General features: G+C 45.8%; 12 protein-coding genes and 1 pseudogene. 4 read left to right on the top strand and 9 right to left on the bottom strand.

Annotation, left to right across the window (positions count from 1 at the left end):
* Positions 1-58: 58 nt before the first annotated feature.
* Positions 59-709 (bottom strand): TetR/AcrR family transcriptional regulator, encoded by a 651-nt coding sequence (locus HGO97_RS17235; RefSeq protein WP_216244168.1) that lies wholly within the window; start codon positions 707-709, stop codon positions 59-61.
* 122 nt (positions 710-831) lie between these two features.
* The gene (locus tag HGO97_RS17230; protein ID WP_216244167.1) at positions 832-3636 is read right to left on the bottom strand and encodes an alpha-L-rhamnosidase; all 2805 of its coding nucleotides are present in this window, start codon (positions 3634-3636) and stop codon (positions 832-834) included.
* A 318-nt stretch (positions 3637-3954) separates the two neighbouring features.
* Between HGO97_RS17230 and HGO97_RS17225 the strand changes: the two genes are divergently transcribed.
* Positions 3955-5040 (top strand): AraC family transcriptional regulator, encoded by a 1086-nt coding sequence (locus HGO97_RS17225; RefSeq protein WP_216244166.1) that lies wholly within the window; start codon positions 3955-3957, stop codon positions 5038-5040.
* An 11-nt stretch (positions 5041-5051) separates the two neighbouring features.
* Here HGO97_RS17225 and HGO97_RS17220 read toward each other — a convergent pair whose 3' ends face one another.
* Positions 5052-5954: a helix-turn-helix domain-containing protein gene (locus HGO97_RS17220; RefSeq protein ID WP_216244165.1), complete on the bottom strand. Its 903-nt coding sequence runs from the start codon at positions 5952-5954 to the stop codon at positions 5052-5054.
* Between the two features lie 178 nt (positions 5955-6132).
* Between HGO97_RS17220 and HGO97_RS17215 the strand changes: the two genes are divergently transcribed.
* On the top strand, positions 6133-8085 hold the full coding sequence (locus HGO97_RS17215) for a glycoside hydrolase family 31 protein (protein ID WP_216244164.1): 1953 nt from the start codon (positions 6133-6135) through the stop codon (positions 8083-8085).
* Positions 8086-8288: 203 nt separating this feature from the next.
* On the top strand, positions 8289-9305 hold the full coding sequence (locus tag HGO97_RS17210; protein ID WP_216244163.1) for an NAD-dependent epimerase/dehydratase family protein: 1017 nt from the start codon (positions 8289-8291) through the stop codon (positions 9303-9305).
* Positions 9306-9374: 69 nt separating this feature from the next.
* Here HGO97_RS17210 and HGO97_RS17205 read toward each other — a convergent pair whose 3' ends face one another.
* The 6 genes from HGO97_RS17205 to HGO97_RS17185 all read right to left on the bottom strand — a co-directional run bounded on the left by HGO97_RS17205 (position 9375) and on the right by HGO97_RS17185 (position 13383).
* Positions 9375-9785, bottom strand: coding sequence for a UbiA prenyltransferase family protein (locus HGO97_RS17205; protein WP_216244162.1), 411 nt, complete (start codon positions 9783-9785; stop codon positions 9375-9377).
* 2 nt (positions 9786-9787) lie between these two features.
* Positions 9788-10756: a HAMP domain-containing sensor histidine kinase gene (locus HGO97_RS17200; RefSeq protein ID WP_330654290.1), complete on the bottom strand. Its 969-nt coding sequence runs from the start codon at positions 10754-10756 to the stop codon at positions 9788-9790.
* A gap of 77 nt (positions 10757-10833) precedes the next feature.
* Positions 10834-10968, bottom strand: a complete 135-nt coding sequence (locus HGO97_RS24055) for a hypothetical protein (protein ID WP_281419966.1) — start codon at positions 10966-10968, stop codon at positions 10834-10836.
* A gap of 75 nt (positions 10969-11043) precedes the next feature.
* Positions 11044-11718 carry a response regulator transcription factor gene (locus tag HGO97_RS17195; RefSeq protein WP_216244160.1) on the bottom strand — a complete coding sequence of 225 codons (675 nt, stop codon included), beginning with the start codon at positions 11716-11718 and terminating at the stop codon, positions 11044-11046.
* Between the two features lie 15 nt (positions 11719-11733).
* Positions 11734-12540 (bottom strand): SDR family oxidoreductase, encoded by an 807-nt coding sequence (locus HGO97_RS17190; protein WP_216244158.1) that lies wholly within the window; start codon positions 12538-12540, stop codon positions 11734-11736.
* 315 nt (positions 12541-12855) lie between these two features.
* Positions 12856-13383, bottom strand: coding sequence for a TetR/AcrR family transcriptional regulator (locus HGO97_RS17185; protein ID WP_216244156.1), 528 nt, complete (start codon positions 13381-13383; stop codon positions 12856-12858).
* A 243-nt stretch (positions 13384-13626) separates the two neighbouring features.
* Here HGO97_RS17185 and glgB point away from each other — a divergent pair.
* Positions 13627-15522 (top strand): annotated as a pseudogene (gene glgB / locus HGO97_RS17180) (1,4-alpha-glucan branching protein GlgB); the annotation flags it as partial.
* Positions 15523-15545: the final 23 nt, after the last annotated feature.

Here is a 15545-nt window from a genome sequence, read left to right as displayed (position 1 = left end):
ACATGCTGTATGTATGTATTTGATTAAAATAAAATTGCCATCTCTGGCAACTTTATTCCTACTGATTTTCATCTCCCAATTCCGCGATAGATTCCTCAAGATTTTTCAAAAGCTCATCATCTATGACCGGAACTCCGAGAAATGCCGTAATCTCCTTTATCATCCTGAGCCTGGCGATCCCTTCTTCCGCCGTAAATGGAAAGATCGAGGGAACCATCCAGAAGTTCGTCAGAAAAGAAAGAATCTCTGCTGTCTGCTTTGGATACTCCGTCTGAATCGACCCATCCCGGATTCCCTCTTCGATCAGTTCCTGATAAGCCGGAACAAGGACCTTCTTGTTGCCTTCAATAAACTCCGCAAGAAACTTCGGATTCTCCAGCAGCGAAACTGCCTGGGCACTGATCGTCCGATAATCTGACTCCACTGTCGTATCGTTCATGATCATCTGAAGCTTCTGAAGACCATTCAGCCCTTTTTCCTGCTTCACCTTCTCAAACGGGTTATTTTCATGGAACATCCTATCCGTCAGAGCATCGATCACCTCTTCTTTGGACTTAAAATGATGATAAAAAGCACCTCTCGTCAGCCCGCCCAGGTGATCTACAATGTCCAGAACCGTGGTATTCTCATACCCCTTCTCCATAAACAGCTTCAAAGATACATCCAGAATCTTCTGCACCGTCTCCTCCGGGTATTTATTCCTCGGCATGTCATCACCTCTTTTACATACACATTGTATGTATACAGTAACATAGAAAATGCCGGGCGTCAATATGCATCTTTTAAAGGGTGCATTTCAAAAGGGTCAGACCCCTTTGAAAAAGTCTGTTTCTACCATAATTTTATTTTTTCCAATTCCCCGACAGCTTTCTTAGCATCTTCTGCCGTAATCCCCATAAAGGCACGGTCATAAAGTACTTTCAATTCTTCCTCCGCGTCTACCGGATTATCCAGTACTGCCGCCTGAGGAATACATTTCAATAGAACCGCCTTTGCCTCAGGATCTGCAAACACCTCACAAAGAGGTGTATTTTCAAAATACTTCTGACGGTAATCATGAACCGGCATATATTCATAATCATAACTTCCTGCTTCTGCCTCAAACGTCTCATTTCCGCTTTCCGGCAATGTAACCAAAGCTCTGCATCCAAACGGCACTTCGAGATGCATCTTTACCTTTCCTTCCCCGGTCAGCTTCCAGTTCACCACATACCTTCCTGCCGGAGACAAGTAAGTGCATTTCAACTCCCTCATCCTGCTGCTCGGACAGGGTGCCACAATCACATGTTCAAATCCTGCCTCTTTTGGACGCAGACCTGCCGCATACGCATATAAAAATTCAATCACACTGCCGTAGCTGTAGTGGTTCAGGCTGTTCATTTCCGTGCCATTAATAGTTCCATCTGGCAGAAGACTGTTCCACCGCTCCCAGATCGTAGTTGCCCCCAGATTGACTGCATACAGCCAGCTCGGGAATCCCTCCTGGAACAGGAAATGATATGCCAGATCAGACTGCCCATTTTCACTCAATACCTGACAAAGCAGAGGTGCCCCCACAAATCCGCATTTAATCCGGTACTGATGCCTTTTCAGCAGATCCAGAAAATCTTTCAGCAGCACTTCTTTATCTCTATAAATCCCAAACTTCAAGGCAACGATATATGCCGCCTGTGTATTCACGCTTAAATGTCCTGCTGGGGTAAAATATTCGTAAAGCAGGCAGTCCTTGATTTCCTCTGCCAACCGAGAATACTCCCTTTGTTCTTTTTCTTTACCAAGCTTTCCCGAAATCTCCGCCACAATAGACGCACTCTGATAGTAATACACTGTAGCCAGATAACCATCCGGTGTTCCTCCCTTCACTGACTGCTCCGTTGGTCCATCGAGCGCGAGCCAGTCGCCAAAATGAAAAGTAAAATCCCAGATTCCCACATTTTTTCCATACTGCTTTTGCATTTGACCCGCAATATAATCCACCCATTCCTTCATCAATGGATACAAGAATTCCATTTCATCCGGGACCGCATAAAATTTCCAGATTGTATACGGAATGAATGTGGCTGCATCCCCCCACACCGAACACACAGGGCACATCCCTTCGGCCGCCGGAAGATGGGCCGGCACAGCACCGTCCATCACAGTCTGCACATTTCTCATATCCCAGAGATATTTCCGGTAAAAGGCACGTGTATCCATATTATAGGTGGCTGTCGGGGAAAATACCTGCGCATCGGCAGTCCATCCCAGCCGCTCGTCTCTCTGCGGGCAGTCCGTAGGCATATCCAGAAAATTTGATTTCTGCCCCCACAGACAATTCGAATACAGTTGATTGATTTTGGCATCACTTGTCTCCAAAAATCCGGTGCGTTCCAAGTCAGAGTAGATCACATATCCTGTAAAATCTTCTGGGTCTAATTTCCCGGGCCAGCCGCTTACCTTCACATACCGAAATCCAAAGAAAGTGAAATGTGGCCGGACAAGTTCCACGTCCTCTGTCTTTCCTTCTCCTGACTCTATCTGGCTCTCCCTTTTCCCTGCGACATAGGTAAATCCGCCTGTAGCGGTCCGATAGTTGCCATTATAGAAATTTCCATTCTGAAGCACTTCACCAAACTCCAGATGTACTCTTGTCCCCTCTGGGAGAACATCCCTGAACACAAGCCATCCCGTAAAGTTCTGTCCCATATCTAACACCGTTTCCCCTGCCGGAGTCAGAATCACATCCTTTACCGGAAGAGTCTCTTTTATCAAGACCGGAATGCTGAACCTGTCCGTCAGAAGTTCCTTCATTTCAATCTGCTGCGGTTCGGAAAGTTTTTCCACAGACTTCCATGGATTCTCCCGGTTTTTCCACAAAATGCGGTTGAGAATTTCACCATCGTAGATTCCGCTGTCCTCGATATTACTGCCCCGGTAAACCCAGGACTCGTCCGTCTGAATCACATCGCTGGTGCCATCTTCATAGATAAGATGCAGTTCCGCAATCGCCGCAAAGCGGTCACCATAAGTCTCATCGGACTGTCCGAACCTGCCCTTGTACCATCCATTTCCCAGCAGAATTTCCAAGTCATTCTTTCCACCAATCATATCCGTCACATCATAAGTCTGCGTCTGCAAAGCAAAACGGTAATCATTCAAAAATGGCGCAAGCACCTCATCCCCGACCTTTTTTCCATTCAGATATGCCTCATAAACACCGACACCACAGATGTATAATCTTGCCTTTACAATCCCCGCCAATCTTTGGGTTTGAAAAGATTTCTTTAAAACAGGATGAAAGAAATCTTCTTGTTTCGTTCCGATCCAGTCAGCTTTCCATGTCTCATCCATCTTCCCTGTCTCAAACCATGTCGTTCCCTGCGCACTATCTCCCTGGTCATCCGTCACAGTCACACGCACAAAATACCTCGTACGGGGAGTAATTTCCAGCTCAAGCCTAGTACCGGAACAGGAAAGATCCTGTCCCTCTCTCTTAAACAAGATATTCTCAAATCCCTCGTCCCCGGCAGCCTCCACCTTCACCATAACAGCTCTTTTTCCCTTTGCATGTTCCACATTCCAGCTGACATTCAAGACATCACAGCTGTACCCCAGTGGGCACATCATTCCATTAATCTTTAACCTCGTAATCTCCATAACCTTCTCCTTCCAAAACCAAGTAAACTGAATATTCTGAAAATGGTGAGCAAAAGGGTCTGACCCTTTTGCTGGACTTCTGCCCCCATCTCCACTGCTGCCTCCATTATATTCTTTCCAGAAGAGTAAAAATACCCAGATATCCATTCATAAAATCGGCTTATTGCGAACTACATTTCTTTCCACTGTAATTTATCTCCGCTCTATATTTTCATATTATCCTGCAATCTGCTATACATACACCAGTTATTAATGTTATACTTTATGCAACTACTTCTGCATTACATATTCCCCTGACTTTCCACGGAGGCTGATATCATGAGTAACCGTTCAGAAATTGAAAAACTATTAACACAATTTACACCTTTAGAGATGGATTTTAAAAGAATATATGAGCAGACCGGCGCCCCGGTCTCTGAGAATGACTTTATGAAACTACTTAAAAAATATGGCAGGATGCCACATACTTTAAAGGAAGAATTCCAGACTGTTATTGTATCCAATTCCTCGGATATCCCCGCCGACTTTCCGCGTGACGGCCAGTTTTCTGACAGTCAGTGGTTTCTTGAGCATGAGGATATCTCCGTGCGCAAACACCCGCGATACTCTCCTGCTTCTTATCATACGCACGGTTTTATTGAAATCACTTATGTATTAAAGGGAACCTGTCACCAGGATTTTCGCTATCCCGGCGGCCAATCGGAAGCACTGAAATTACCGGAGGGCTCTCTTTGTATCCTGCCGCCTAAGCTGGAACATAGAGTGATGTTATTCGACGACAGCATTATGATCAATCTCCTGATCCGTACTTCTGTCATGAAAAATACACTGGCAGAGCTGGTCGCAGGCGGTCACGCACTGTTTGATTTCTTCCTGTATACACTTTATGAAAATACGAGACCCAATTATCTTCTGTTCCATACAAAAGGGGATACTTCTATCCGTGATCTGATTCTGGATATGATCAATGAATCCTGTATGGAAAAGCAGTACAGTCAGAAAGCACTGCTTCTTATGCTCGGATTATTTTTTACTTATTTGCAGAGGGAACATTCCGAAGGGGTACAGTTTTCCCGGACTACCTCCGCCGGAATCACGTATATCCCCCAGATTTTGAGTTATATCCAGCAAAATTATGCCGAGACCTCGGTTGAAGATATTGCCCGGCATTTTTCATTCAGCACTTCCTATCTGGGAAGGATTTTCCGGGAAAATACAAAGACAACGGTTATGGACGTCATCCAGCAGGTAAGAATCGAAAAAGCCTGTGAACTGCTCGCTTCCACCAGAATATCCGTGCAGAATATTGCGGAAATGGTAGGATATTCCGATGTCACATATTTTATCCGGATGTTTAAAAAGCATATTGGGATTACACCCCTTAAATATAGAAAAAACATATAAAATCATTCACTTTATGTGCTGTCCCCATTCCGCCTGTACTCCCGCGGAGTCACCCCGACCGCCCGTTTGAACTGCCGGATAAAATAACTCACATTCTCAAACCCGCAGTCAAAGCTCACCTCCAGCACCGTTTTCGTCGTATCCGCAAGCATTTCCCGTGCCTGTTCAATCCGGTAACTGATCAGATACTGGATCGGCGAGACACCTGCGATCTCTTTAAAGAAATGACAGAGATACTGCGGATTGCACTGCGCCTCCTCTGCGAGCTGTTCTAGGGACACCTTTTCCGCAAAATGCTTCTCAACATAAGAAACGATCCGCTTATACCGGTCGATCCGTTCCTTATCCGAGGCACTCTGGATACTGGAGACAGAAACCATCCTGCCGCTCTGCTCCACCTCGTACAACATTTCCATAAGAAGAAGCTTCACCCGGAAATACCACCCATCCCTTTCTTCCAATGCCTGCTCCACAGCCCTGTCAAACAGGCCGGATATGGTCTCGTAAACCGCATCCCCCGATGATACGATCCGGGGCAGTGAAGAAATATGTGCCAGAAACGGCGCAATCATCCCCTCCTGTACTTCATCCTCATAGACAAACTCTAAAATATGCGGATTGAAAATCAGTACATTATGAACGGTATCCCGCTCTTTCCCTTCTAGTTGATGAAGCTCGCCGCTGTTGATAAAGCAGATATCGCCCTCTTTCAGCACGTAATTTTCCAGGTTCAGCTCCACCGCATAACTTCCCCTCATTACCTTTACAATTTCCACATTATGATGCCAGTGCCTCTGCACAAAAAAATATTCCGGATATAGAGTCCCTGGTCCCGTGGTAAAATGCATGGCCGTCATCGGGCGCTTTTGTGTACCATGCCTGACATCTTCCTCGAGAGAATATTCCTTATTCATATTTATTTCCACCTTTATCAAGATTGTGTTATTATTTTACGAAATAATGCAAGATTTATCAACATTTATTTCTTATACTATGAAAAAAGTGCTACAGAAGCCGCTCTTTTATGTAAGAAACAAAAAGAAGGTTAAAGCAACTAAAATATATCTATAAAAAGTACCAGGAGGTAACATTATGATCCAGAAATATGTATTTGGCAATCCATTTGACACAGAGGCAGTCGTAGAAAAGATTTCCCCAGCCACGGGAACCCCTCAATATGGAACGATTTCATTAGAAAACGGGTTCCATCTTTCCTATGAAATGGACAAAAATGATATTGTATACGGTCTCGGTGAGGCGAACAGAGGCATCAATAAGAAAGGGTTCCTCTACATCAGCAATTGCAGTGACGACCCGAACCACACAGAAAACAAAAATTCCCTTTACGGGGCACACAACTTTATCATCGTTTCCGGCAAAGAAACCTTCGGGCTTTTCCTCGATTATCCGGGAGCCATGAAGTTCGACATCGGTTACACCCGGCAGGACAAGTTAGAAATCAGCTGCGAGGATGCTGACCTGGACCTCTACGTGATTGAAGGTGAGAATGCATATGATATCGTAAAACAGTTCCGCAAAATCATAGGCCGAAGCTATATTCCACCGAAGTTCGCATTCGGTTTTGGACAGAGCAGATGGGGCTACACCACACCGGAAGATTTTAAAAACGTGGTAAAAGGCTACCGTGAGAACCATGTTCCGATTGATATGGTATATATGGATATTGACTACATGCAGGACTACAAAGATTTTACCGTGAATGAAAAAAACTTTCCTGACTTTAAGGGATTTGTAGATGAAATGAAGGCAGAAAATATCCACCTGATCCCAATCATCGATGCCGGTGTCAAGATCGAAGACGGCTACGATATTTATGAGGAAGGAAAAGAAAAAGGATACTTCTGTAAACGTGAAGACGGAAGCGATTTCGTAGCCGCAGTATGGCCGGGCTGGACACATTTCCCGGATGTACTGAACCCGGAGGCAAGAGCCTGGTTCGGCGGCAAATATGAGACACTGATTTCCCAGGGAATCGATGGCTTCTGGAATGACATGAATGAGCCGGCAATCTTCTGCACCCCGGAAGGCGTTGAAGAGGTCAAAGACTTTATGAAAGATTTCCTGAAAAAAGAGAACGCTGCCCCTGGCTTCATATTAGGTGACAAAGTAGGCAGCCTGGCGAATAACCCAGAGGATTACAAGCGTTTTTACCATGAAGTGAACGGTCAGAAAGTACGCCACGACAAGGTGCACAATCTGTACGGATTCAACATGACCCGTGCCGCAGGAGAAGCTTTCCAGAAGATCGTACCAGACAAGAGAATACTGATGTTCTCCCGTTCCTCCTACATTGGAATGCACAGATACGGCGGAATCTGGACAGGCGACAACCAGTCCTGGTGGTCCCATCTGCTCCTGAATCTGAAAATGATGCCATCCCTCAACATGTGCGGTTTCCTCTACACAGGCGCAGACCTCGGCGGATTCGGTTCCGATACCACAAGGGACCTGGTGCTCCGCTGGCTGGCACTTGGAGTGTTCACCCCACTTATGCGCAACCACGCAGCTCTTGGTACACGGGAACAGGAATGCTATCAGTTTGAGAACATCGAGGACTTCCGTCATGTAATCGGAGTACGCTACCGCCTGCTGCCATACCTCTACAGCGAATACATGAAAGCTGCCCTGAACGATGATATGTACTTCAAGCCGCTGGCTTTCGAATACCCGGAAGATTCCATGGCTGCACAGGTCGAGGACCAGCTCATGATCGGAAACGAAATCATGATCGCCCCGGTTTATACACAGAATGCCACAGGACGCTACGTCTACCTGCCAGAAGAAATGAAATTCATCAAATTCATGCCGGATGGAAGTATATTCGAAGAAACACTTGAAAAAGGACATCATTACGTCGAAGTTGGCCTGAATGAGGTGCCACTGTTCATCCGCAGCGGAAAATGCATCCCTGTTGTCGATGCGGCAGAATGCGTTGATAAGATCGATATGGCTACGAAGATGATGATCGGATATACTGATGCAGAATATGAACTGTATGAAGATGACGGGATCAGCGCTTTGTAGTTCATAGGGGTCAGACCCTTTTGCTGTCCGTTTTCAGAATATTCTTAAAATTAATATCGCGGGGACAGGTCTTGCGCCAAGAAGACCTGTCCCCATTTCATATTTCATTAACATTTCTTTAGCATCTCATTAAATCTCTTCCTGTAATTTAATACTCACAGAAACAACAAACCAAAACACATATTTAAAGGAGAGATTTAAAAATGAACAATACAATTTATTTAGTAACTGGAGCCGCTGGTTTTCTGGGAAGTAATGTATGCAGCCAGCTTTTAGAACGTGGGGATAAAGTGCGGGCGCTTGTCCTTCCGAATGACCCTGCCAAAAAATATGTTCCCCATGAAATCGAGATCTGTGACGGTGATCTATGTGACCCTGCATCTCTGGAAAACTTTTTCCAGGTGCCAGAGGGGATGAAGACGATTGTAATCCACTGCGCCAGCATGGTCAGCGTCAATCCCGACTATAATCAAAAACTGATAGATATCAACGTGGGCGGAACGCAGAATATCATTGACCAATGTCTGCATCACACCGAGTGTAAAAAATTAGTCTATGTCAGCAGTACAGGTGCTATCCCGGAACTGCCCAAGGGCCAGCCTATCCGGGAAGTATCGCAGTTTGAACCAGAAAAGGTCCTTGGATGTTACAGCCAGTCAAAAGCAATCGCAACGCAGGCCGTTTTGGATGCGGTAAATGAGCACGGACTGAACGCCTGTGTCGTACATCCCAGTGGAATCCTAGGTCCCAATGACCACGCCATCAGCGAAACGACCGGAACGATCATCCAGATCATGAATGGGGAAATGCCCGCAGGGATCCAGGGTTCCTTCAACCTGTGTGATGTAAGGGATCTTGCTTACGGATGTATAAAAGCAGCAGATAAAGGCAGAAAAGGTCAGTGCTATATCCTTGGAAACGAAGAAGTAACGCTCAAAGAAATCTGCCAGATGCTGTCCAGGGAATCCGGCTGTAAGCCGTTAAAGTTCTACCTCCCGTTAGGAATTGCCAACTTCTTCGCGAAAATGATGGAAAAGCAGGCAAAGAAAAGCGGCAGGAAGCCTCTTTTGACTACCTTCTCCATCTATAACCTGGCGAGAAATAACACCTTTGATTACAGCAAGGCAAAAAAAGAACTGGGATATCAGACAAGATCCTACGCCGAGACAATCCGGGATGAAGTCGCATGGCTCAAAGCAGAAAGAATACTGACCATATAAATTGCAACAAGGGCACCACAGAGGATCTTCTTCTCTCTGCGGTGCCCTTGATTCTTTTCTATAAATCTCTTACTTTTCACCCAGCAGTTCACTGCTCAAATTCCGAATCTCTTCCCCATACTTTTTCTTCCCCTTCTTCAGCATGATCTGATGAACCGGGTAAGCCGCTGACAATATCCCCATTCCCAACACCCCGACAATAATTCCCGCCACCATATGCCCCAGCGCCAGACACAGGCTCATCCCGGTTCCCAGGATCAAAGTACCGACAACTCCCAGCGCCAAAGCCACAATAAGCGCCGGGGTCTTGGCCTTCTGGTCCAGCATGCGCAGCCTCTTTAACTTCTCATCTATCTCACGGTCTGAATTTTCCTCCATATACTGATTCCGTATCCGCTCCACTTCATCTTGAATTCCTTTCTGCTCTCCCGCAGAATATCGGAACTGATATCCATCCGCCGCTCTATGTTCATCTTTCATATTCAATCTCCTTTCCCTGGATTATCCGCCCATCCCGGTTCCATCAGCACAATCACCGTAAATGTACTTCCGCTGCCCAGTTTACTGTCCACATATATCTCCCCGCCGACAATATCCACGACCCGTTTTACCATAGCAAGCCCCAGGCCGTTTCCTTCCTTTGCGTGAGAAGTATCTCCCTGATAAAATTTGTCAAAAATATGCCGCCCGGTCGCCTCATCCATTCCACATCCGCTATCCTGAACACTTACTGCAACGGCATCCTTCCCCTGCTTCACAGATACACCCAGACTCCCGCCCTCCGGCGTAAACTTAATCGCATTGGAGATCAGATTGCTCCAGACGATTTCCAGGAGCCCCTCATCGCAGCAGATCACCGCATCCTCGATATCCACATCAATCTCCAGATCTTTCCCGCTCCATGCACCCTCAAAGGAAAGCAGGACACTGCGAACCTGCTCTCCCACATTGAATTCCTGATTTTCTAGGCTGATTTCCTGGTTTTCCAGTTTATTCAGTTTGAGCATATTTGCCACAAGCCCTGAAAGACGACGGGAAGCGTCCAGCAGCGTCTGTACGTACTCCTGTCTGGTCTCCCCGTCCAACTCTTCATCCTGAAGCATGGACGCATAATTCTGGATGATTGCCAGAGGTGTCTTGATCTCATGAGTCACGTTGGCTATAAAATCCGTTTTCAGCGTCTCCGTACGCGCCAGTTCCTTTGACATCTGGTTAATTCCATCGATGATGTCATCAAATTCATTGATCCGCCTCGTATAAGAAGGCTCGATCTGAATCCCATACTTTCCCCGCGAAATCCTTCCAACAGTCTCCATGATTCTCCGCACCGGCATTTCAATCGTGAATCTCCGCCGCATGCTGTCAATGATCGTTATGACCGCGCTGATAAAAAATACATTCACAAGCACCGCACAGATTGCACGCCAGTCATAAAGACTTTTCCCATACACACTCACTGATTTCGCATATAATAAAATGCTGCAAAGACAGATAAAGCAGACTAATAAGAAAAAAATGACATAATTTTTTAAAGAAAACAAACTGTTTCTTTTTTCATAATTGCTTTTCTCATAATTTCTTTTGGCATAAATTCTTTTGGCATAATCTCTTTTATAATAATCCCTTTTATGATAATCCCTTTTGTGATAATCTTTTTTGCCATAACTCGTCTTCGATATTTCGCCATGGCGCCCTTTTGAAATTTTCTTCATCTCATCTTGTTCTGTCATGATTTCCCCTATTCATGTACAACAGCCTTATATCCCAGCCCATGTACCGTTACAATCTCAAAAGCACTGCAATTTTTAAATTTACTCCGCAACTTTGTAATATACACATCCACAGTCCGCGGATCTGTCTCCGTATCATATCCCCAGAATTCATCCATCAGCTGAATTCTTGTAAATGTTTTCTTCGGGTAGGACAAAAGCTTATGCAGCACATGGAATTCCCGGACAGTCACCGGTACCTCTTCCCCATCCAGATAAGCTGTCATCTCATCTGAATCCAGCACCAGACTGCCCACTGTGAGACGTTTCTCATCCAGTACATTTGCCCGCCGCAGCAAAGCCTGTATCCGCATCAGAAGTTCATCAAACTCAATTGGTTTTACCATGTAATCGTCAATTCCCAGCCGGAATCCCTTTTTCTTGGATGACAGATCATCCAGCGCCGTCATGAACAGGATCGGGATGCGGCTGTCCAGAGCGCGTACCGACTCTGCAAACTCAAACCCATCCGTTCCCGGCATCATCACATCTGAAATGATCAGATCAAACATCTTTTCAGGCAGCTGCGAAAGCCCCTCATCCGCATCCAGACAGCCCGTCACATCGAAGCCATTTCCACGAAGATACTGGCAGACTGCCCTGTTTAAGCCTGCCTCATCTTCCACTACTAATATTTTTATCATGAAATCTTCCTCCTATTACCGTCCAGCTACCAGACCGCCATCGCACAGGATGTCTGTCCCTGTCAGGTAAGAATTTCGCTCATCCGCGCAGGATGCCAGAAGCCATGCAATCTCATCCGGATTGCCCAGACGCTTGATTGCTGCGTATTTCAGGTACCCAAGCGCCTCTTCCTTCTCTGCTTCTCCCATCGGGGTCTCAAAATTTCCCGGCGAAACAGACAGTACACGGATGCCCTTATCTCCATATACACCTGCACACTTTTTAGCATACCAGATATCAAAGTTTTTTGATACCACATATGCGATACTGGACCGCAGCTTTTTGGGAAACAAATTCACACGCCCCAGCATTTTACGGTAGAACCTCTCCTGATCCGCTAAAGCATACTTATATGCCCTTTTCGGCATTACGAGTCCCGGAGCCAGATAAGCTGACATAGAAGACACGTCCAGAATGCAGCCACCTTCTCCCATAACTGCCGCGAATTCCTCATTGACGTAAATCGTCCCCATCGCATTGACCTGGATAATCTGCTCTCCGGTCCCCATGTGTGGGCTCATGCCTGCCGCATGGACAACCGTCTGCACCTCCCCGAGAGCTGCCGCGTGTTCTGCCAGGCGTTTTACAGATGCACGGTCAGAGACATCGCACGGAAATGCCTCGCACTCCACTCCTTCCGCCTGCAGCCTCTCAACCGCAGATTCCAGCTTATTCACAGTACGCCCGCAGATTATAATATAGTGTGTCTTTCCCATCAGGCTGGCCGTAGACAAACCCATTCCGCTGCCTCCGCCTGTAATCACACATATCTTCTTTTCCATCACATATTCCTCCTGTTTATCAAACTTTATACTTCATAGAACATTTTCATAGGCTGTTTTTCACTGCCTTTTGCTTCTTCTCACGGTCCTTTACGTTTTTCACCGTCTTTGTCAGTTTCTAAATGAAATATAGCATGGGAATATTAATGAAATGTTAAAACATCCCGGAAGACTTCATTACTTTCTTTTTTAATATCCGGCCCTTTTCAAAAGGATTTTTCCACAAAATAAGGCTGTCACATCTATGGCTGCAAACTACTGTACACACCGAAGCGCAACAGATTGAACAGCTGATCCAGATGTATTCGCTTTTCCTTACCTTTTCAGCATGTTCTCATTGATCCCGGCCAATATCTCCAGAACCCTCTCATAATCATCATTCATATGCTGTTCGAATGCCCGGAAAGTGCCCTGGATCAGCACGGTAAACAAGATATCCTTTTCCAGGTCATCCTTATATTCCGGGCAGTTTGTATATATCACTTCTTTCAGGGACTGCTCCAGACGGTCAACAAGCAGCGGACGGCGGCTCCCTGAATACAAGATGTCCAATAAGGGCCGTCTGGAAATAATCGCATTCGCAATCTCCACGACGCCCTCCCTGGGATTCTGAATTAAATTCTCAGGATGGGTCATATCCTGGATTGCAGATGTAAGTGCCTCCATCTCCAGTTTTTCTGACAAGTCATAAATATCTTTATAATGCTGGTAAAAAGTTGCTTTGTTAATGCAGGCCAGCTCCGCCAGTTCCTTGATCGTAATTCTTTCCAGTTCCTTTTTCGAACGAAGCTCAATAAATGCATTGATAATGCTGTTCCTTGTCTTTCTGATTCTCAGATCCATACAATCCACGGTTACCCAACAATATTGATAAATCGTTGAATAACATACTCCTTTCTGAAATCGACGATTGAATTTGGCTTCATATCTTTTATATAATAGTACTAAGAAAAACAACTATAGTCAATTAAACTAACATTGTTAAATATTTACAAAAACTTCAGCTTCACATTGAGTAATTAAATTCTCTGAGTTGAGTAATTAAATTCTCAGAATACCAAAAATTCTCATAAAGAGCAGGATACGAAAAGGAGGACACAAATGGATTATTATGGATTTTATACTGGCAAGATTTTCGACGCATACAAGTACCTGGGCTGTCAGCTGACAGGGGACAAAGCTGTTTTCACTGTGTTTGCCCCGGCAGCCAGGAGGATTTCCCTGATTGGGGAATTTAACAACTGGACAGAGACCCCGATGAAACAGATCTACAACGGACAGTTCTGGCAGGCTGAGCTGGACGGCATCAAGGATGGGATGCTGTATAAGTACAAGATCTACAAGAGTGACGGCAGTGTCATGGACCACTGCGATCCTTATGGATATGGGATGGAACTGCGCCCCCAGAGTGCATCTGTCGTGCGCGACCTGCACAGCTACAGATTCCATGATGAAAAGTGGATGAAGAAGCGGACCGACTGTAAGAACAGCCCGCTTAATATCTATGAGATGCATCTCGGTTCCTGGCGGCAGAATAAAGAAGACGAGTACGGCTGGTATACCTATGCCGAGACAGCGGACATGCTCATCCCTTATCTCAAAGAGTACGGCTATAACTATGTGGAGGTCCTGCCAGTCAGCGAGCACCCCTCCGATGAGTCCTGGGGATATCAGGGTACTGGATATTACAGTCCTACTTCCAGATACGGGACCATGAATGACCTGAAGTATTTTATTGACCAGTGCCACCAGAACGAGATCGGCGTCATCCTGGACTTCGTACCGGTCCATTTTGCAGTGGATGACTATGCACTTTCCAATTTTGACGGCACACAGCTCTATGAATATCCGAACTGCGATATCGGGTACAGTTCCTGGGGAAGCAAGAACTTTAATCACTCCCGCGGTGAGGTGCAGAGTTTTCTGCAATCCAACGCCAACTACTGGCTGGCTGAGTACCACTTTGACGGGCTTCGTATGGATGCCATCAACAATATCATTTACTGGCAGGGTGAACCGCAGCGCGGAATCAATGTCAATGCGACCGAATTTTTGAAAAATATGAACCGCTATATTAAGCAGACTTATCCGAGCGTCATCCTGGCTGCTGAAGATTCCAGTTCTTATGTCGGCGTGACCAAAAAAGTGGAAGAAGGCGGACTTGGTTTCGACTATAAATGGGACATGGGATGGATGAATGATACCCTCGAATATTTCCGCACGGACCCACTGTACCGCGGACGCGACTACCATAAGCTGACCTTCTCCATGCAGTACTACTATGATGAACATTTCCTGCTGCCGCTCTCCCATGACGAAGTCGTACATGGGAAGGCCACAATTACACAAAAAATGCACGGGGAATATGAGGATAAATTCCCACAGGCAAGGGCGCTGTACCTGTACATGATGGCACATCCGGGGAAGAAGCTGAACTTCATGGGAACCGAACTCGGTATGTTCCGCGAATGGGATGAGAAACGGGAGCTGGACTGGGATATCTTAAAATTCCCTCTGCATGATGCATTCCATCATTATATGAAGGAACTCAATACCGTTTATCTGGAACATCCTGAACTGTCCGCCATGGATTTCGACAGGACGGGATTCAAATGGCTGGACTGCCATCAGGAAGAAAAAGTCATCTATGCTTTTGAGCGGACAGATGGGAAAGAGAAAGTGATTGCTGTGTTTAACTTTTCCGGGGAAGATATTGCAGGATATGAACTTCCGGTTGGGGAAGAAACAGAACTCACGCAAAAAAAGAGAACAATTGCTGGAAACGGACTTTCTAAAGGAAAAGAGACTCAAAAATCGCTTCACCTGCTCATTGCCAGCGATGCAGACCGCTTCGGCGGGACAACCTCTTATAAAAAGGGACAGTGCTGGGAGATAAAAGAAGGAAAAGCTGTGTTAGATCTGCCTGCATTTTCAGGAAAACTGCTGACGATCAAGTCATCCGTTGTAAAAGCTCAAAACTAATATTAAGTATCACAGTATTTGAT

The organism is Faecalicatena faecalis, from assembly GCF_012524165.2.
GTDB lineage: Bacteria > Bacillota > Clostridia > Lachnospirales > Lachnospiraceae > Faecalicatena_A > Faecalicatena_A faecalis.
The sequence above is the reverse complement of the archived record's forward strand: the minus strand, read 5'-3'. Positions and strand labels throughout refer to the sequence as shown.

Excerpts from the sequence above, each read along its gene's own strand:
- HGO97_RS17190 (WP_216244158.1), bottom strand. The coding sequence starts at position 12,540 with ATGGAAAAGAAGATATGTGTGATTACAGGCGGAGGCAGCGGAATGGGT.
- HGO97_RS17220 (WP_216244165.1), bottom strand. The coding sequence starts at position 5,954 with ATGAATAAGGAATATTCTCTCGAGGAAGATGTCAGGCATGGTACACAA.
- HGO97_RS17215 (WP_216244164.1), top strand. The coding sequence starts at position 6,133 with ATGATCCAGAAATATGTATTTGGCAATCCATTTGACACAGAGGCAGTC.
- HGO97_RS17235 (WP_216244168.1), bottom strand. The coding sequence starts at position 709 with ATGCCGAGGAATAAATACCCGGAGGAGACGGTGCAGAAGATTCTGGAT.
- HGO97_RS17205 (WP_216244162.1), bottom strand. The coding sequence starts at position 9,785 with ATGAAAGATGAACATAGAGCGGCGGATGGATATCAGTTCCGATATTCT.
- HGO97_RS17185 (WP_216244156.1), bottom strand. The coding sequence starts at position 13,383 with ATGGATCTGAGAATCAGAAAGACAAGGAACAGCATTATCAATGCATTT.
- HGO97_RS17210 (WP_216244163.1), top strand. The coding sequence starts at position 8,289 with ATGAACAATACAATTTATTTAGTAACTGGAGCCGCTGGTTTTCTGGGA.
- HGO97_RS17195 (WP_216244160.1), bottom strand. The coding sequence starts at position 11,718 with ATGATAAAAATATTAGTAGTGGAAGATGAGGCAGGCTTAAACAGGGCA.
- HGO97_RS17230 (WP_216244167.1), bottom strand. The coding sequence starts at position 3,636 with ATGGAGATTACGAGGTTAAAGATTAATGGAATGATGTGCCCACTGGGG.
- HGO97_RS24055 (WP_281419966.1), bottom strand. The coding sequence starts at position 10,968 with ATGGCAAAAAAGATTATCACAAAAGGGATTATCATAAAAGGGATTATT.
- HGO97_RS17225 (WP_216244166.1), top strand. The coding sequence starts at position 3,955 with ATGAGTAACCGTTCAGAAATTGAAAAACTATTAACACAATTTACACCT.